The 17,535-nt window shown below is 69.2% G+C and carries 16 protein-coding genes; 6 read left to right on the forward strand and 10 right to left on the reverse strand.

Annotation, left to right across the window (positions count from 1 at the left end; all coding sequences use genetic code 11):
- Window positions 1-66: 66 nt before the first annotated feature.
- Window positions 67-414 carry a DUF1330 domain-containing protein gene (locus ACZ7L5_RS40735; RefSeq protein WP_471523639.1) on the reverse strand — a complete coding sequence of 116 codons (348 nt, stop codon included), beginning with the start codon at window positions 412-414 and terminating at the stop codon, window positions 67-69.
- 193 nt (window positions 415-607) lie between these two features.
- Between ACZ7L5_RS40735 and ACZ7L5_RS40740 the strand changes: the two genes are divergently transcribed.
- Both ACZ7L5_RS40740 and ACZ7L5_RS40745 read left to right on the forward strand, forming a co-directional pair.
- Entirely contained in the window at window positions 608-1,630 is a 1,023-nt protein-coding gene (locus tag ACZ7L5_RS40740; RefSeq protein WP_328880727.1) for a C40 family peptidase, read from the forward strand.
- Window positions 1,631-1,827: 197 nt separating this feature from the next.
- Complete coding sequence (locus tag ACZ7L5_RS40745) at window positions 1,828-2,538, forward strand: phosphatase PAP2 family protein (protein ID WP_471523641.1); 711 nt, start codon at window positions 1,828-1,830, stop codon at window positions 2,536-2,538.
- A 59-nt stretch (window positions 2,539-2,597) separates the two neighbouring features.
- Here the strand turns inward: ACZ7L5_RS40745 and ACZ7L5_RS40750 are convergent, their stop codons facing one another.
- The gene (locus tag ACZ7L5_RS40750) at window positions 2,598-4,196 is read right to left on the reverse strand and encodes an FAD-binding oxidoreductase (RefSeq protein WP_471523643.1); all 1,599 of its coding nucleotides are present in this window, start codon (window positions 4,194-4,196) and stop codon (window positions 2,598-2,600) included.
- 1,137 nt (window positions 4,197-5,333) lie between these two features.
- On the opposite strand from ACZ7L5_RS40750, the gene ACZ7L5_RS40755 reads away from it, so the two are divergent.
- The gene (locus ACZ7L5_RS40755; protein ID WP_471523868.1) at window positions 5,334-6,176 is read left to right on the forward strand and encodes an SCO4651 family lipoprotein; all 843 of its coding nucleotides are present in this window, start codon (window positions 5,334-5,336) and stop codon (window positions 6,174-6,176) included.
- A 110-nt stretch (window positions 6,177-6,286) separates the two neighbouring features.
- Window positions 6,287-6,463, forward strand: a complete 177-nt coding sequence (locus ACZ7L5_RS40760; protein WP_362388252.1) for a hypothetical protein — start codon at window positions 6,287-6,289, stop codon at window positions 6,461-6,463.
- 8 nt (window positions 6,464-6,471) lie between these two features.
- Here the strand turns inward: ACZ7L5_RS40760 and ACZ7L5_RS40765 are convergent, their stop codons facing one another.
- Entirely contained in the window at window positions 6,472-6,837 is a 366-nt protein-coding gene (locus tag ACZ7L5_RS40765; RefSeq protein ID WP_328880732.1) for a metal-sensitive transcriptional regulator, read from the reverse strand.
- A 238-nt stretch (window positions 6,838-7,075) separates the two neighbouring features.
- Between ACZ7L5_RS40765 and ACZ7L5_RS40770 the strand changes: the two genes are divergently transcribed.
- Both ACZ7L5_RS40770 and ACZ7L5_RS40775 read left to right on the forward strand, forming a co-directional pair.
- Entirely contained in the window at window positions 7,076-7,696 is a 621-nt protein-coding gene (locus tag ACZ7L5_RS40770; RefSeq protein ID WP_048585568.1) for a DUF47 domain-containing protein, read from the forward strand.
- A 9-nt stretch (window positions 7,697-7,705) separates the two neighbouring features.
- A complete protein-coding gene (locus ACZ7L5_RS40775; protein WP_363043344.1) occupies window positions 7,706-8,704 on the forward strand; it encodes an inorganic phosphate transporter in 999 nt (332 codons plus the stop codon).
- A gap of 351 nt (window positions 8,705-9,055) precedes the next feature.
- Here ACZ7L5_RS40775 and pstB read toward each other — a convergent pair whose 3' ends face one another.
- The 7 genes from pstB to ACZ7L5_RS40810 form a co-directional block, all read right to left on the reverse strand.
- A complete protein-coding gene (pstB, locus tag ACZ7L5_RS40780; protein ID WP_328880734.1) occupies window positions 9,056-9,832 on the reverse strand; it encodes a phosphate ABC transporter ATP-binding protein PstB in 777 nt (258 codons plus the stop codon).
- Window positions 9,833-9,873: 41 nt separating this feature from the next.
- Window positions 9,874-10,929 carry a phosphate ABC transporter permease PstA gene (pstA, locus tag ACZ7L5_RS40785; RefSeq protein WP_365063346.1) on the reverse strand — a complete coding sequence of 352 codons (1,056 nt, stop codon included), beginning with the start codon at window positions 10,927-10,929 and terminating at the stop codon, window positions 9,874-9,876.
- On the reverse strand, window positions 10,926-11,933 hold the full coding sequence (gene pstC, locus ACZ7L5_RS40790; RefSeq protein WP_328880736.1) for a phosphate ABC transporter permease subunit PstC: 1,008 nt from the start codon (window positions 11,931-11,933) through the stop codon (window positions 10,926-10,928). Before pstC ends, pstA begins: the two co-directional genes overlap by 4 nt.
- Window positions 11,934-12,073: 140 nt before the next feature.
- A complete protein-coding gene (gene pstS / locus ACZ7L5_RS40795) occupies window positions 12,074-13,201 on the reverse strand; it encodes a phosphate ABC transporter substrate-binding protein PstS (RefSeq protein ID WP_471523648.1) in 1,128 nt (375 codons plus the stop codon).
- A gap of 245 nt (window positions 13,202-13,446) precedes the next feature.
- A complete protein-coding gene (locus ACZ7L5_RS40800) occupies window positions 13,447-13,869 on the reverse strand; it encodes an NUDIX hydrolase (RefSeq protein ID WP_471523651.1) in 423 nt (140 codons plus the stop codon).
- 59 nt (window positions 13,870-13,928) lie between these two features.
- On the reverse strand, window positions 13,929-15,098 hold the full coding sequence (locus ACZ7L5_RS40805) for a CHAD domain-containing protein (protein ID WP_471523653.1): 1,170 nt from the start codon (window positions 15,096-15,098) through the stop codon (window positions 13,929-13,931).
- On the reverse strand, window positions 15,079-17,454 hold the full coding sequence (locus ACZ7L5_RS40810; RefSeq protein ID WP_471523655.1) for an RNA degradosome polyphosphate kinase: 2,376 nt from the start codon (window positions 17,452-17,454) through the stop codon (window positions 15,079-15,081). The genes ACZ7L5_RS40805 and ACZ7L5_RS40810 overlap by 20 nt, the downstream gene beginning before the upstream one ends.
- Window positions 17,455-17,535: the final 81 nt, after the last annotated feature.

Genomic DNA, 17,535 nt, shown 5'->3' on the forward strand with positions numbered 1-17,535 from the left:
CGGCCGCTCGAACGGCCGGCCCCCGCCCCTTCGACGCGCCCACCGGCAAGCCGGCAGCGCTGAACGCTACTTGGCGGACGCGGCGTCCCGGATCGCCCCGGCGGCGGTCGTCGGGTCGTAGCCCTCGGGGACGCCCTCCACCAGGATGATGTCGCCCTCGATGTGCCGGGAGCGCAGGGGCGCGATCTCGCGGTAGGCCGGCGAGTCCCACCAGGACCGCGCCTCGGTGATCCCGGGGAAGCCGATCATCACGACGTGGCCGGGCCAGCTGCCCTCCTTCACCTCGTGCTGCGTGCCATGGACGAGGAAGCGGCCGCCGTACGGTTCGAAGGTGGCCGGGAGGCGCTCGATGTACTCCGCGATCTCCGGGTGCGGGGCGGCTTCCTGCAGGTGAGCAATCGCGTAGGCGGGCATGATGTCCTTCCGTTCGGTCGGGCTCCGTCCGGTGTCGATGGTGGCACGCGGGTCTGCGGGGGATCGATTACCGCTGAGGTAATGCCGGGCATGGCCGTGACGGGCGGCCCGGCGGACCGTACGACCGTAGGACCGCATCGGTTGCCGTGGATTCCCAGTGGGAAGCTCATAGACTGGCGCGGGCGGAATCCCGGTGGGCGAGGGGCGGTTGACGGTGCGTAAGGCATGGATCGTGGCGGGCGCCGCACTCGCGGCGGGGCTCAGCTTCGTGATGCTGCTCGTCGTCGGGGTCTACATCGTCGCCGGGAACCTCGCGGGCGGAGTGGGCGGAGCGTCCAAGGCCCTGGCCAAGGGGGCCGTGCCGGCCGCCTACTCGGCGCTCGTGCAGAAGTGGGGCAACCTCTGCCCCGCCATCAACCCCGCGCTGCTCGCCGCCCAGCTGTACCAGGAGAGCGGGTTCAACCCGAAGGCGCAGAGCGCGGCCGCCGCGCAGGGCATCGCGCAGTTCATCCCGGGGACCTGGGCCACGCACGGGATGGACGGCGACGGGGACGGCGACCGCGACGTCTGGGATCCCAATGACGCGATTCCGTCGGCCGCGTCGTACGACTGCAAGCTCGCCTCCTACGTGAAGGACGTACCCGGCGACCCCACGAAGAACATGCTCGCGTCCTACAACGCGGGGGCGTACGCGGTCATCAAGTACAAGGGCGTGCCGCCGTACAAGGAGACCCAGAACTACGTCAAGACGATCACGACGCTTCAGCAGAGCTTCGCCGCACCCGTCAGCCGTGTCGATCCCAGCAAGCAGGCCGCCGGCGCCATCTACTACGCCCAGAAGAAGCTCGGCACGCTCTACCTCTGGGGTGGTGACGGTACTGCTGAGGACAACGGGCGGTTCGACTGCTCGGGGTTGACGAAGGCCGCGTACGAGAGCGTCGGGATAACGCTGCCGCGCGTCGCCAACGACCAGTGGAACGCGGGGCCGCATCCGGCCAGGGAGGAACTCCTGCCGGGAGATCTGGTGTTCTTCTCGGACGACCTCACCAACTCCCGGGCCATCCGACATGTGGGTATTTATGTCGGTGGCGGGTACATGATCGACGCGCCGAGAACGGGTGCTGTGATCCGGTTCGACCCGATCGACACCCCGGACTACTTCGGGGCGACCCGAGTGACGGAAGATGGCGCGAAAGCGCTGCCCACGACGGTGTAGACGGAGCGTGAACCCACCCCCTGAGCTGCGGCGATGGGTCTCTCTTCGATAACGTCTGCGTGATCATTCAGTGGAGTGTGGAACGTATCAACAGGGGCCGTGCGTTCCTGGTGTCGTAGCCGGATCTACAACCACGGGGGTGGGCGGAGCGGCGTACGCACGATGCGCCGGAGAGACGACGAAGGGGCCGCGGCATCATGGCTGGACTCGCAGAATCCGGGTCGAACCCCGACGTCGACCTGCTCTTCGACATCAATGGCCTGGCCAAGGATGCCCCGCGCTGGTTCGACCGGGTCATGGAGTACGTCGGTGAGTACGGGCTGGTGCTCGCCATGGTGCTGCTCGTGGTGTGGTGCTGGTGGTCGGTGCGGCGCCGCGGTGACGAGGACGCAGCCTCGTCCGTCGCCGCGCTCGTGTGGGCGCCACTGGCTGCCGGGATCGCGGTGCTGGTGAACGTGCCCATACGGGGATTCGTCGAGCGGCCCCGGCCGTTCCGTGATCACCAGGGGCTCGAAGTCCTGGTGACCGGCAAGACCGACTACTCCTTCGTGAGCGACCACGCGACGATCGCCATGGCCCTGGGGGTCGGACTCTTCGTCGCCAACCGGAAGTTCGGCCTCGCCGGGATCGCCCTCGCTCTTCTCGAAGGGTTCTGCCGGGTCTACATGGGCGTGCACTACCCGACCGACGTCGTCGGCGGCTTCGCCCTCGGCACCGCCGTCGTCCTCCTGCTGTCACCCCTGGCCATGGCCCTGCTGACACCCGTGATGTCCGCGGTCGAACGGTCGCCGAGGGGCGGCCTGCTGATCAAGGCGCGGGGGCGGTCCCGGGCGGACGGGCAGGAAGCGGTGATTCCGGGAGCTCGGAAGGAGCCGGCGGGGGCCGAGGAGCGGGATCTCGCGGCTTAGGAGTGGTCGGTAGGGGGCGGGGCCGACTCCGCTGACCCCGCCCTGCGCCGGGCTACGACCTACAGCGCCTGTGGATAGGTGAAGAAGCCCTGCGGGTCGTACTGCTTCTTCAGCTTTGTCAGGCGGGTTGCCGCGTCTCCGTAGTACGCCTTGCGCCAGTTCCGCAGGGCCGGGTCGGAGTAGTTCTGGTAGGCGGCGCCCGAGGCGTGGGGGCGCATGGCGTCGTGGGCCGACGTCAGCCAGGCCTGGGCCGTACTGCCCGTCGTGCCGGCGCGCCAGGAGACGAGGTACTGCGCCAGCATGCGGGAGCGGCGGTGCACGAAGGACGTCGCGGTGGGGGAGACGCGGTTGACGGCTCCGCCGAGGGCCGTGAAGGCGATGCTGCCGGCGCCGCCGCGCACTGATTGCATCTGCTTCAGCAGGGTCTGGATGCCCGCCGCGGAGAGCGAACGGTCGAAGAAGTCCGACTTCGCCGCGTACGTCTCCCTGCCCAGCGCGCCCTGCGGCGAGCGGCCCGGCGTGGAGCCGGGGAGGTGGCACTGCGCGTCCGAGGCGAAGGACGAGCAGCCCGCGTACAGCTCCATCGACTCCTCGTACGAGCGGCGCTTGAGGGAGACGCTCCTCGCGGGGCCGGGGCCGCCGGGGCGGTCGGCGAGGCGGTCCACCGCGTTCTGGAGTTCGCGGTAGGTGCCCAGGGAGAACGCGGCGACGGAGATCGTGGGGGTGCCGCCGGCGGAGTTCGCGAGGTGCAGCGACGACCAGATCTCGTCGGGCTGGGTCGGGCCCCACTCCTGCCAGGCCTTGATCAGCGCGGTCGCCTTCGACCAGGGCCAGGTCATGTATGCCGTTACGGCCTGAGGGGCGGGGTGGGTCTTGAAGTGCAGTTCCGTCACTACGCCGAAGTTGCCGTTGCCGGCGCCGCGCAGGGCCCAGAAGAGGTCCTTGTTGGTGGTGGCGTTCGCGGTGAGCTGCTTGCCGTCGGCGGTTATCAGGGTGGCCTGGGTGAGGCTGTCGCACGTCAGGCCGTAGGCGCGGGACGTGACGCCGTGGCCGCCGCCCAGGGTGAGGCCGGAGACACCGACGGTGGGGCAGGAGCCGGCCGGGATCGTCACGCCCTTGGCGGCGAGGGCGCGGTAGACGTCGATGAGCTTTGAACCGGCGCCGACCACTGCGGAGTTGCCGGTGGCCCGGATGCGGTTGAGCTTGGAGACGTCGATGATCAGGCGGTTGTTGCCGGACGACCAACCGCCGTAGGAGTGGCCGCCGTTGCGTATGGCGACGTGGAGGTTGTGGGCTCGGGCGTAGGCGAGGGTGGTGCGGATGTCGTCCGGGTGGGAGACGTAGGCGACTGCGGCGGGCTTCAGGGTGTCGAAGCGGGTGTTGTAGAGCTGGTGGGCCGTTTTCCAGGAGGCGTCGCCGGGGCGTATGAGGGGGCCGTCCAGGTCTTGGGCGAGGGCGGTCCAGTTGGCGGCGGCGGCTTTGCTGGTGGCGGTGGTTTGGGTGCGGGTGCCGGTGGCTGTGCCGGTGGCTGTGCCGCTTGTGCCTGTGTTGGTGGCTGTTTCTGCGCCGGTGCCGTTGGCCGAGCTGGTGTTGCAGGCGGTTGCCGTCAGGGCGGTTACGGCTGCTGCTGTGCCGCCGATGAAGGTGCGCCGTTCCATGTCGCCTCCTGGAGGGTTCGTGGAACGAGACGGGGTGGTGGCGGGCGGGGTTCCATGGGGTGGGGGGTGAGGTGTTTTCTCGCCCCCGCCGCCCCTACCCGTCCCGTCCTTGAAGGGGCTCAGCCCCTTCGACCCCGGCCCCTGGGGGCAGCCGCCCCCAGACCCCCGCTGTCGGCCCTGAACGGGCCTCGTCCTCAAACGCCGGACGGGCTGAAGTGCCTGGGCCGGTGCCGAGAGGGACCGTCCGCGCGCAGGCGCAGCCCCCTGCGGGTGGGTGGGGGTTGGGGATGGTGCTGCCTCGTCCTCGAACGCCGGGCGGGCTGGAGTGCCTGGGCCGGTGCTGCGAGGGACCGTCTGCGTGCGTAGCCCCTGCGGGTGGGTGGGGGTTGGGGATGGTGCTGCCTCGTCCTCGAACGCCGGGCGGGCTGGAGTGCGTGGGCGGTGCTGAGCAAGACCGTCCGCGTGCGTAGCCCCTGCGGGTGGGTGGGGGTTGGGGATGGTGCTGCCTCGTCCTCGAACGCCGGGCGGGCTGGAGTGCGTGGGCCGGTGCTGTGAGGGGCCGTCCGCGCGTGGGCGTAGCCCCTTGCGGGTGGGTGGGCTGGGGATGGTGCAGCCCTGTTCTCGAATGTCGGACGGGCTGGAAATGCCGGGACCGGTGCTGTGAGGGGCCGTCCGTGTGTGTGCGTAGCCCTCTGCGGGGGCGCAGCCTCGTCCTTGAATGCCGGGTGGGCTGGAATGTCTGGGACGGTGCTGTGAGGGGCCGACCCGGTGCGGGCGTAGTCATCTGTGGGTGGGCCCACGTTGAGAGGCGGGCGTTGCGCTCCCTCAAGCGCTAAGCGCTCACGTGGCCCTCCGCGTCCGCCCGGGCCAGGCTGCGGGCTCGTCGTGCGGGGCCGCGCCAGCCGCAGGTGCAGTGGGCTGTGCAGAAGTGGCCCCTCTCCACGGTCGTCGTGCGGTGGTTCGAGGGGTCGTCGGGAATTTCCGGAGACGTCGGTCCGTCCTGCTGCGCCACGGCGACAACGTTACCCAAGCCAAGTAGGCGCAACCCTGCCGCGTGCGTGACGGGGGCACGTACCGGTCGTTATCCGGAAGGACAGGGGGCCCGTGACGGACGTACCGGCTGGGGGTAGGCAGGCGATGACGGAGCGGCAGCAGCTCAGGCAGAGGCGTGGGGCGGGCGTTGCGGCAGGGGTCCTGTGTATCTGCCTCGCGGGCAGCGGGTGCGTGGCGGAGAGCGGAGCCGCCGTCGACGATTCGCGGGGCGGGGATGCCGTGAAGGTCGTACGGCGCGCAGCCGATGCGTTGGCCGGGGCACAGTCCTCCAAGGCCCGTACGTCGATGGAGATGGCCACCGGTGGGACGCGGGTCACCATCCGGGGTGAGGGTGTGTACGACTTCCGTCGGCAGGTGGGGCGGTTGAAGGTGCTGCTGCCGCAGGACCCCGCCGGTGCGCCCGCGCAGCGGCCGATCGTGGAGCTCCTCGCTCCCGGGGCGCTGTTCATGAAGAACCGCGGTGCCGGGGTGCCCGCCGACAAGTGGGTGCGCGTCGAGACGCGGTCGCTGTCCGACGGGAACCTGGTCACCGGTGGGGCGACCGATCCGTACGCCGCGGCGGAGGTGCTGCGCGGGACGCGGACGGCGACGTATGTGGGTGAGGAAGAGGTCGCGGGGGCGGCGGTGCGGCACTACCGGGGGACGGCTGACCTGCGGGTTGCCGCGCGGGAGGCCTCCGACGGGAACGCGGATGCCCTTGCGGCGGCGGCGAAAGGGTTCGCCACGGACGAGGTACCGTTCGACGTCTACCTCGATGACGAGGGGCGGATCCGCAAGGTGCGGCACCGGTTCAGCTTCGTGAACGGGCAGCAGCAGAGCGCCGTCGCCGTGGCTTCGACGACCCTGCTGTACGACTTCGGGGCCCCCGTCGACGTACGGCTTCCGGACGATGACGACATCTACGCGGGCAAGATCGCCGAGGAGTGAGGGGCGCCGCGGGTGTACGTGACGGGCGTCAAGAACTAGCCCGTCCGTGCCATGCGCGGTGTGTAGGCCGCTCCCTACTCTAGGAAGTCGGTAACGGCAGAGAAGAGGTGATGCACGTGGCTCCGGTCGGCGGTACGGCAGTTCAGGACCACGTGGCCCTCGCCGAGATCGAGCTGTGCGGAGAGCTGATCATCGCGGCCTCGGCCGCTCGTGAGGACCGGCTCAGCCTGGAGGACATCGACGAGGTGCTGCGCGTCGCCGAGGAGCGCGACGCGGGCGGTGTGTGAGGCGTCCCTCACGTCCGCAGGAGTCGGCCGATCGCCTTCGTGGCCTCCTCCACCTTGGCGTCGATCTCCGTGCCGCCCTTGAGCGCGGCGTCGGCGACGCAGTGGCGGAGGTGTTCCTCCAGGAGCTGGAGGGCGAAGGACTGCAGGGCCTTGGTCGAGGCGGACACCTGCGTGAGTATGTCGATGCAGTAGACGTCCTCGTCGACCATGCGCTGCAGGCCACGGATCTGGCCCTCGATACGGCGCAGGCGCTTGAGGTGCTCGTCCTTCTGCTTGTGATAGCCGTGGATGCCCCGGTCGTGGTCCGTCACGATCTCGGTGGTGGCCTGATCGGCGGCGGAGGGTGCACCCGCGCCGGCCTCGGTGGTCGTCATCGCGTCCTCCAGACGTAAACCGCGTCACATACCCCTACTGGGTATATCGTACCGAACTTTGCTGGGTATAGGGCCCTGTGGCCGACGCCGTGATTCGGCCGCTGGACTGGACCACCGGGCAGCCCCCGTGCCGACCACTGTGCCTGATGGGCGACACTGGAGGACGGCCCATTAGCCGTGGCCGGATGATGCGCCTAGCATCAGCCTGACCGAAACCGATGCTTCTTGAGGACCCCACGTGCGATTTCGTCTGACCCCCCGGGAGACGAGCTTCTACGACATGTTTGCCGCGTCCGCGGACAACATCGTCACGGGCTCGAAACTCCTGATGGAACTGCTCGGGGCGGACACCGCCGGCCGGGCCGAGATCGCAGAGCGTATGAGGGCCGCGGAACACGCAGGTGACGACGCCACGCACGCGATCTTCCACCAGCTGAACTCCTCGTTCATCACGCCGTTCGACCGCGAGGACATCTACAACCTCGCGTCGTGCCTCGACGACATCATGGACTTCATGGAGGAGGCCGTCGACCTGGTCGTCCTCTATAACGTCGAGGAACTGCCGAAGGGCGTCGAGCAGCAGATCGAGGTGCTGGCGCGGGCCGCGGAGCTGACGGCAGAGGCGATGCCGAACCTGCGCACCATGGACAACCTCACGGAGTACTGGATCGAGGTCAACCGCCTCGAGAACCAGGCCGACCAGATACACCGCAAGCTCCTCGCCCATCTCTTCAACGGCAAGTACGACGCGATCGAGGTCCTCAAGCTCAAGCAGATCGTGGATGTGCTGGAGGAAGCGGCCGACGCATTCGAGCACGTGGCGAACACGGTGGAGACCATCGCCGTCAAGGAGTCCTGAGACCCTCCCATGGACACCTTCGCTCTGGTCGCGACCATCGGGGTCGCGCTCTTCTTCACGTACACCAACGGCTTCCACGACTCGGCGAACGCGATCGCGACGTCCGTGTCGACGCGGGCCCTGACGCCTCGGGCCGCGCTGGCGATGGCCGCGGTGATGAATCTCGGCGGTGCCTTCCTGGGGTCCGGCGTCGCCAAGACCGTCAGTGAGGGGCTGATCCAGACGCCGGAAGGCTCGAAGGGGATGGGGATCCTCTTCGCGGCGTTGGTGGGCGCGATCACCTGGAACCTGATCACCTGGTACTACGGTCTGCCGTCGTCCTCCTCGCATGCGCTGTTCGGCGGCATGGTGGGGGCGGCGCTGGCCGGCGGTACGACGGTGTACTGGAGCGGGGTGCTGGAAAAGGTCGTCATCCCGATGTTCGTGTCGCCCATCGTCGGGCTGTGCGCGGGCTATCTCGTGATGACGGCGATCATGTGGATCTTCCGGCGGGCGAACCCGCACAAGGCCAAGCGGGGGTTCCGGATAGCGCAGACCGTTTCTGCCGCCGGGATGGCGCTCGGGCATGGTCTGCAGGACGCGCAGAAGACGATGGGCATCGTGGTGATGGCGCTGGTCATCGCCGATGTCGAGGACTACGGCGATCCGATTCCGGTGTGGGTGAAGATCGTTTGTGCGGTGATGCTGTCGCTCGGGACGTATGCGGGTGGCTGGCGGATCATGCGGACGCTCGGGCGCAAGATCATTGAGCTTGATCCGCCGCAGGGGTTTGCTGCGGAGACGACGGGGGCGTCGATCATGTTCACGACGGCGTTCCTGTTCAAGGCGCCGATTTCCACGACGCATGTCATCACCTCGGCGATCATGGGTGTCGGGGCGACGAAGCGGGTGAACGCCGTGCGGTGGGGTGTGGCCAAGAACATCGTCCTTGGCTGGTTCATCACGATGCCTGCGGCTGCGTTGGTTGCGGCGGGCGCGTTCGGCGTCGTGAACCTGGCGTTCCTGTAAGCGCCGGGTTCCTTTCGCCCCCGCCGCCCCTACCCTTCCCGTCCCTGGGGCTGCCGCCCCCAGACCCCCGCTTAGGCCCTGAACGGGCCTCGTCCTCAAACGCCGGACGGGCTGAAATTGCCTGGACCGGCACTTGTAAGAGACCGGCGGAGTGGCTTTGGTGATGGCGTACCCCGCGGCGCCGCAGTCGCCCACGGCGGTAAGGGGACACCCCCCGGCACGTCCCCGACCCACCCCGCACAGGCCGCCGCAGGCACCCCGTACGCAGACGGGCCCGCCCCCCGGGAGCCAGGGGGCGGGCCCTTTATCTGCCTCGCGGTGGCACCGCCATGCAGCACCGCGAGGGGTCTGTCAGCCGAAGCGGCCGGAGATGTAGTCCTCCGTGGCCTGGACCGACGGGTTGGAGAAGATGCGCTCCGTGTCGTCGATCTCGATCAGCTTGCCGGGCTGGCCCACGGCGGAGAGGTTGAAGAAGGCCGTGCGGTCCGAGACACGCGCCGCCTGCTGCATGTTGTGCGTCACGATGACGATCGTGAAGCGCTCCTTCAGCTCACCGATCAGGTCCTCGATGGCGAGGGTGGAGATCGGGTCCAGGGCCGAGCAGGGCTCGTCCATGAGGAGGACCTTGGGCTCGACCGCGATCGCGCGAGCGATGCACAGACGCTGCTGCTGACCACCGGAGAGGCCGGAACCCGGCTTGTTCAGGCGGTCCTTCACCTCGTTCCAGAGGTTCGCGCCCTTGAGGGACCTCTCCACGACGTCCTGCAGCTCGCTCTTCTTGTAGCTGCCGTTCAGCCGCAGCCCCGCCGCCACGTTGTCGAAGATCGACATCGTGGGGAACGGGTTCGGACGCTGGAACACCATGCCGATCTCACGGCGCACCGACACCGGGTCGATGCCGGCGCCGTACAGGTCTTCGTCGTCCAGGAGGACCTTGCCCTCCACGCGCCCGCCCGGCGTCACCTCGTGCATACGGTTCAGCGTGCGCAGGAACGTCGACTTGCCACAGCCGGAGGGGCCGATGAAGGCCGTCACCGAGCGGGGCTCGACCGTCATCGAGATGTCTTCGATTGCCTTGTGGGAGCCGTAGTAGGCGGTGAGCCCGCTTACGTCGATTCGCTTGGCCATGTCTACTTCACTTCCAGATTCGATCAGTCGCTGTGGCCGCGTCAGCGACCGGTCTTCGGGGCCTTCCAGCGGGCGATCCCGCGGGCCAGCAGGTTGAGGATCATCACGAACGCGATCAGCGTGAGCGATGCCGCCCAGGCACGGTCGTACGCCGCCGTCGACCCGGCACTGTTCGCGTACTGCTGGTAGATGTACAGCGGCAGCGACGCCTGGGCGCCCTCGAACGGGTTGCTGTTGATGAAGCTGTTGCCGAACACCAGCAGCAGCACCGGCGCGGTCTCACCGGTGATACGGGCGACCGCGAGCATGATGCCCGTCGTGATACCGCCGATGGAGGTCGGTACGACCACCTTCAGGATGGTGCGCCACTTGGGCACGCCCAGGGCCAGGGAGGCTTCGCGCAGCTCGTTCGGGACGAGCTTGAGCATCTCCTCCGTGGAGCGGACGACCACCGGCATCATCAGGATCGCGAGCGCCAGCGAACCGGCGAAGCCGAAGGGCTGCATATCCATCATCAGCATGAGGCTGAGGATGAACAGACCCGCGACGATCGACGGGATACCCGTCATGACGTCGACGAAGAAGGTGATGGCCCGGGCGAGGTTGCCCCGTCCGTACTCCACCAGGTAGATCGCGGTGAGCACACCGACCGGCGCGGCGATCAGGGTGGCGAGGCCGACCTGCTCCAGGGTGCCGAGGATGGCGTGGTAGATGCCACCGCCCGGCTCGGAGTCGGCGACGACGCCCATGGAGTGGGTCAGGAAGTAGACGTCGAGGACCTTCACGCCGCGCTGCACGGTCGCCCAGACCAGGGAGGCCAGCGGGATGACGGCGAGGATGAAGGCCACCCAGACCAGCGTCGTGGCGATGCGGTCCTTGGCCTGGCGGCGGCCCTCGACGGCGGCGGCGATGACGAACGTACCGAGGATGAAGAGGAGGCTGGCGATCAGCCCCCACTGGATCCGGCTGTCGAGGCCGGCGCCCAGGCCGATGCCGACCGCGACGGCGACGGAGCCGCCGGCGATGGCGTACGGGGACCACTTGGGCAGACGGGCCCCGTGCAGGCTGCTGGGCTTGTCGGCGATGGCGTGGCTCATGCGTTGGCCCCCGAGTACTCCTTGCGGCGGGCGATGATCGCGCGGGCCGCGCCGTTGACCAGCAGCGTGATGACGAACAGGACCAGACCGGAGGCGATCAGCGCGTCACGGCCGAACTCGGACGCCTCGCCGAACTTGCTGGCGATGTTCTGGGCGAAGGTTCCGCCGCCCGGGTTGAGCAGGCTGGCGTGGATGTCGAAGTCGGGGGAGAGCACGGTGGCCACGGCCATCGTCTCGCCGAGGGCGCGGCCGAGGCCGAGCATCGAGGCGGAGATGACGCCGGAGCGGCCGAAGGGGAGGACCGACATGCGGATGACCTCCCAGCGGGTGGCGCCGAGCGCCAGGGCCGCCTCCTCGTGCATCTGCGGGACCTGGCGGAAGACCTCGCGGCTCACGTTGGTGATGATCGGCAGGATCATGATCGCGAGCAGGATGCCGACCGTCAGCATCGAGCGGGGGGCGCCGCCCTCCCAGGAGAAGATCCCGGTCCAGCCGAGGTACCGGTCCAGCCAGCCGAAGAGGCCGTCCATGTTCGGTACGAGGATGAGGGCGCCCCACAGGCCGTACACGATGGACGGCACGGCGGCGAGCAGGTCGATCACGTACGCGATGGGGCCGCTGAGCTTGCGCGGTGCGTAGTGGGTGAGGAACAGGGCGATGGCGACGGCGATCGGGACCGCGATGACCATGGCGATGATCGAGGAGACGATCGTGCCGTAGACGAGGACCGCGATGCCGAACTTCGGCGGGACGACGCCGGTGTTCCACTCGAAGGCGGTGAGGAAGTTGGCGTCGTCCTTGCTGATCGCGAGGGTCGCGCGGTAGGTGAGGAAGACCGCGATGGCGGCCATGATCACCAGCAGGAAGATGCCGGAACCGCGCGAGAGCGCGAGAAAGACCCGGTCACCGGGCCGGGTGGTGCCACGGGCCGCGCGCTTCTGCTCGGCGGTCGGAGGCTGTGGAGTGGGGGGAGGTGCTTGAGTGTTCTGTGTCGATATGTCCATCGGGTTCTCCGGTCTGCGGAGCCACGCGGGTCTGCGGTGGCTCGGTGGAGCCGTAGGCGGTGTACGGCTCCGGGCGGCGGTGCACCGGACGATGCGGTCCGGGCCGGGTCTTTTCAGGCCCGGCCCGGACCGCACTCAGGTCAGCTCAGGCCATCGATGGTGGTACGGACCTCGGAGATGATCTCCTCGGGCATCGGGGCGTAGTCGTTCTCCTCGAGGATCTTCTGGCCGTCCTCGGAGGCGATGTAGCGCAGGAACGCCTTGGTGCCGGGCAGGGTCTCCGACTTGTTGCCCTTGTCGCAGACGATCTCGTACGTCACCAGGGTGATCGGGTAGGCGCCGGCGGCCTTGGTGGCGTAGTCCAGCTCCAGGGCCATGTCCTTGCCCGTGCCGACGCGCTTGGCGGCGGCGATCATCTTGGAGGCGTTGGCCGTGGTGGCCTCGACCGGGGCGTCGGCGCCGGTGTCGATCTTCACCGCGCTGATGCCGTCCTTGGCGTACGACAGCTCCATGTAGCTGATGGCGCCGGAGGTCTGCTTGACCTGCTGGGCGACACCGGAGGAGCCGGCGGCGGACTGGCCGCCCTTGGCCTCCCAGGCCTTGCCGCCCTCGTAGGGCCACTCGGACTTGGCGGTGGCGATCAGGTACTTGGTGAAGTTGTCCGTGGTGCCGGACTCGTCCGAGCGGTGGAACGCCTGGATCTTCAGGTCGGGCAGCTTCGCGTCGGGGTTCAGCTTCGCGATCGCCGGGTCGTTCCAGTTCTTGATCTTGTCGTTGAAGATCTTGGCCAGGGTCGGCGCGTCCAGGACGAGGTTGTCGACACCCGGGACGTTGTAACCGACCGCGATCGGGCCGCCGACCATCGGCAGGTCGATGCCCTGGCCGCCGGAGCAGATCTTCTTGGAAGCGGTGATCTCTTCCTCGTCCAGCGCGGAGTCGGAGCCGGCGAAGGCGACCTGGCCCTGCGTGAACGCGGTGACGCCGGCGCCGGAGCCGCCGCCCTTGTAGTTGATCTGGACGCCCTTGCAGGCGGCGGTGAACTGCTTGACCCAGGCGTCGATCGCGTTCTTCTGCGCGGAGGAGCCGTCGGCGAGCAGCTGGCCCTGGGCGTCGTCGCACTTGATGTTGCTGGCGCCGGCGCTGGCGCTGGAGTCGCCACCGCCGTTGGTGCCGGTGTCGTCGGAGCCGCACGCCGTGAGGGCCAGGGCGCCGGAGACGGCGAGAGCGCCGAGAGCGAGAGCTCGCCGGTTCTTGCGCTGAAGCTTCACTTGAAAGAGTTCCTTCCAGGAGCCGCCGTCCTGAATTCGGCGGCGTGCGAAGAATGGGTGATGCGGACTCGTCCCCCCGACGCGGTCCGTCATCGTGCAAGGCCGAAATTAGGCAGAACAGGTGAAGGCGCCGATGGGCGTAAATGAACGGGGGGTGAACCCCTGGGGACGGTGCGGTGAGGTCACGGAACGCTTACGTTGAGGACACGGGTGCATTCCGAGGCTTTGTGGGGGGTTGTTGCGGACTATGCCAGGCGCAGCGACTCCAGCAGGGCGTCCACGAGGGGGCGGTCTCTCGGCTGGGTCAGACGGCTGCGGGCAGCCGTGGGCGAGAGCCACAGCATGCGGTCCACCTCTTCGTTCGGGGTGAACGTGCCGGGGCCCGCCTCGGCAGCCCAGTAGCGGACCTCCTTGGGGCGGTCGTTCGCCAGGTACCGCATCGTCGGCAATTCGGTGCCCGGCCGGGCGGAGTGCCCCGTCTCCTCCGCGACCTCGCGCAGCGCACCGGACAGGGGCGCCTCGCCACGTTTCAGCTTTCCCTTGGGATGGGACCAGTCGTCGTACTTCGGCCGGTGGATGAGGCATATTTCCAGCTCACCGTCTACCGGCGAACGGCGCCACAGGACGCAGCCGGCCGCCTGGACGGTGAGGTCCTTGGCGTGCGTCACCGGATGAAGCCTCCTTCGGGAGTTCCTGATTCAGGAACGAGTGCCCGTCTCGGGGATGTCTACGGCGTGCCCACCGTCTGTCGCTCCCAGGACTGCTGGAACGCGAACCGCGCCGCCTCCACCTCGTGCCGCTGGTCGGCGTGCAGGACGCCGAGGGCGTACGCCGTCGCCGGGGCGATCCGCGGGGTACGGGCCGCCTGGGCCGCGGCGGCCGCGGCCTCGGAGGCGTCGCGGTGCCGGTTGAGGGACTGACCGGTCGCCAGCAGCCGTACGTCCACCGGGCCGCTGTCGCCGTGCAGTACCTCGCGGGCGTAGCGGTGCAGGCGCAGCAGCAGGCGGACCTGGTGCCAGGGCGCGTCCTGCGGATGCGGCGCCGGGTCCGGGGACAGCCCGTGGATCAGGGCCTCGGCGTTGTAGGGGTGGCCCGCGGTCACCAGGGGCAGCGCCGTCACCGCGTCGGTGAGCCGCTCCTCGGCGGCGCCCGCGAGGGGGCGCAGGTCGGCGGTCGCCGCCGCCGGGGTGAGGGGGACCTCGCTGGCCAGTACGGCGATGTTGTCGGCCACGGCGTGAAAACGGCTGCTGCCCAGGGCCTGGAGTGCGGTGCTGTGCGCTCGCGTCCGGGCCAGGGTGAGCTGGCGTTCGAGCAGTGCGCCGGCCTTTGCCGCGCCGACGGTCAGGTTGCCGCGTTCCGGGGTGGCCGCCGGGTGGGCCGGGGGACCGGCGTCGGCAGGTTCCCCTTTCTGCGGGACGACTCCCGCGGCCCGCCCGCCCGTGGCCGCGTCAGTGGCACCGCTGACCGCCGCCGCGCCCGCGGTCCTGCTCGCAGCGGACAGGCCGGCGACCCCCGTCTGCGCGGGCAGCACCGCCGCCCCCGACAACCGGTGCAGTGCCAGCAGCAGCCGCTCCAGGCGGGCCGCATACGCGTGTTCCAACGCCAGCGTGCCCGACAGCCAGGCCAGTTCGGGGCGGATGGCCTCCGACCAGTCGGTCTCCAGCAACGGGCGGAACGTGTGCAGGCTGGCGCTGATACGGCGGGCCGAGCGGCGCAGGGCCCGGGCCGCGTCGACGGACTCCTCCGAGCCACCGCCCGCCGAACCGCCGCCGGTCTCCCGGTGCATGCGCAGGGCTCGGAGGAACTCCGTGGCCTGGGCGCGCAGGTAGCCCGCGAGGGCGTCCCCGGTCACAGCCCCGGCCATGGGGTCCGTCGGATCAAGGTGTTGCTGTGCCACGCCGGCGCCTCCGGGCGTCTATGAGCATCTCCTGGACGTTGCGCAGGGGCTGGCCTTCCGCGTCCGTCGCGTGCCGGGTCCACTCGCCGTCCGGGCCGAGGTGCCAGGACGCGGTGGTGTCGGACATACCGGTCTCCAGGAGCCGGTTGAGCGCGGCGCGGTGGGCCGGGTCGGTGACCCTGACCAGGGCCTCGATACGGCGGTCGAGGTTGCGGTGCATCATGTCGGCGCTGCCGATCCACACCTCGGGTTCGCCGCCGTTGCCGAAGCCGAAGACCCGGGAGTGTTCGAGGAAGCGGCCGAGGACCGAGCGGACGCGGATGTTCTCCGACAGTCCTGCGACGCCCGGGCGGATCGCGCAGATGCCGCGCACCCAGATGTCGACCGGCACGCCCGCCTGGGACGCGCCGTAGCAGGCGTCGATGATCGCCTCGTCGACTATCGAGTTGACCTTGATGCGGACATGCGCGGGACGCCCGGCACGGTGGTGCTGGGCCTCCTTGTTGATCCGCGAGATCAGGCCGTCACGCAGGGACTTGGGGGCCACGAGCAGACGGCGGTACGTCTCCCGGCGCGAGTAGCCGGACAGCCGGTTGAACAGGTCGGACAGGTCCGCGCCCACCTGCGGGTCGGCGGTCAGCAGGCCCAGGTCCTCGTACAGCCGTGCCGTCTTCGGGTGGTAGTTGCCGGTGCCGACGTGGCTGTAGCGCCGTAGCGTCTCGCCCTCCTGGCGGACCACCAGCGACAGCTTGCAGTGTGTCTTCAGGCCGACGAGGCCGTAGACGACATGGCAGCCGGCCTCCTCCAGCTTGCGCGCCCACTTGATGTTGGCGTGCTCGTCGAAGCGGGCCTTGATCTCGACCAGCACGAGGACCTGCTTGCCGGCCTCGGCGGCGTCGATGAGCGCGTTGACTATGGGGGAGTCGCCGGACGTCCGGTACAGGGTCTGCTTGATCGCGAGGACGTCCGGGTCGTCGGCCGCCTGCTCCAGGAAGGCCTGCACGGAGGTCGAGAAGGAGTCGTACGGGTGGTGCAGCAGCACGTCCCGGTTGCGCAGCGCGGCGAAGATGTCCGGCGCGGACGCCGACTCGACCTCGGCGAGATCGCGATGGGTGCCCGCGACGAACTTCGGGTACTTCAGCTCGGGCCGGTCGATGTGGGCGATGCGGAAGAGACCGGTGAGGTCCAGGGGGCCGGTCAGCGGGTAGACCTCGGCCTCGCTGATCTTCAGCTCGCGGACCAGCAGGTCCAGGACCTCCTGGTTGATGTTCTCCTCGACCTCCAGGCGCACCGGCGGCCCGAAGCGGCGCCGCATGAGCTCCTTCTCCAGGGCCTGGAGGAGGTTCTCGGCGTCGTCCTCCTCGACCTCCAGGTCCTCGTTGCGGGTGACCCGGAAGGCGTGGTGCTCCAGGACCTCCATGCCCGGGAACAGCTCCTCCAGGTGCGCGCCGATGACGTCCTCGATCGGGACGAACCGGCCGGGGGAGGCCTCCAGGAAGCGGGAGAGCAGCGGCGGAACCTTCACGCGGGCGAAGTGCGGTGTGCCGGTGACGGGGTTGCGGACCCGTACGGCCAGGTTCAGGGAGAGGCCCGAGATGTACGGGAAGGGGTGTGCCGGGTCGACCGCCAGCGGGGTCAGGACCGGGAAGATCTGGTGCCGGAACAGGGTGAAGAGGCGGGCCTGCTCCTTCTCCGTCAGCTCGCTCCAGCGGACCAGGTGGATGCTCTCCTCCGCGAGCGCGGGGGCGACGTCCTCGTGGTAGCAGGCGGCGTGCCGGGCCATCAGCTCGCGGGAGCGGGCCCAGATCATCTCCAGGACCTCGCGGGGCTGGAGGCCGGACGCGGACCGGGTGGCGACACCGGTGGCGATACGGCGCTTCAGACCGGCCACCCGGACCATGAAGAACTCGTCCAGGTTGCTGGCGAAGATCGCCAGGAAGTTCGCCCGTTCGAGGAGGGGGGTGTTCGGGTCCTCGGCGAGTTCGAGGACGCGCTCGTTGAACGCGAGCCAGCTGCGCTCACGGTCCAGGAAACGGCCCTGGGGCAACTGGACGCCGTCGATCTCGGTGACCTCGTACGCGTCGAGGTCGGCATCGATGTCGGGTTCCAGGTCGGAGACCACTGCCGAGGTGACCCCGTGCGGACGGTGCGCCGCGATGGAGCCCACGGAGGGCTGCGCGTGCTGGACCTTTGCCTGGGCGTTCGAGGACTGGCTCATATGCCCATTGTTCCGCGTGCCGAGGCTTATGGGCGCGTCGGAAAGCGCGGGCGGGAGCTTGGCGGGGAGGCACCGGGCGTCCCCGTTCCTCGCGCTCCCTCCCGGGTGCGGCGAAGGCTCTGGCACGGCGGGGGTCATTGGCTGAGCGTCGCAAGCCCGTCTGAACCAATGGTTACGGAGACATGGCGTGTGGGATAGCGGGGGGCGGCTCGCGGACGT

The organism is Streptomyces sp. NPDC107528, assembly GCF_055639295.1.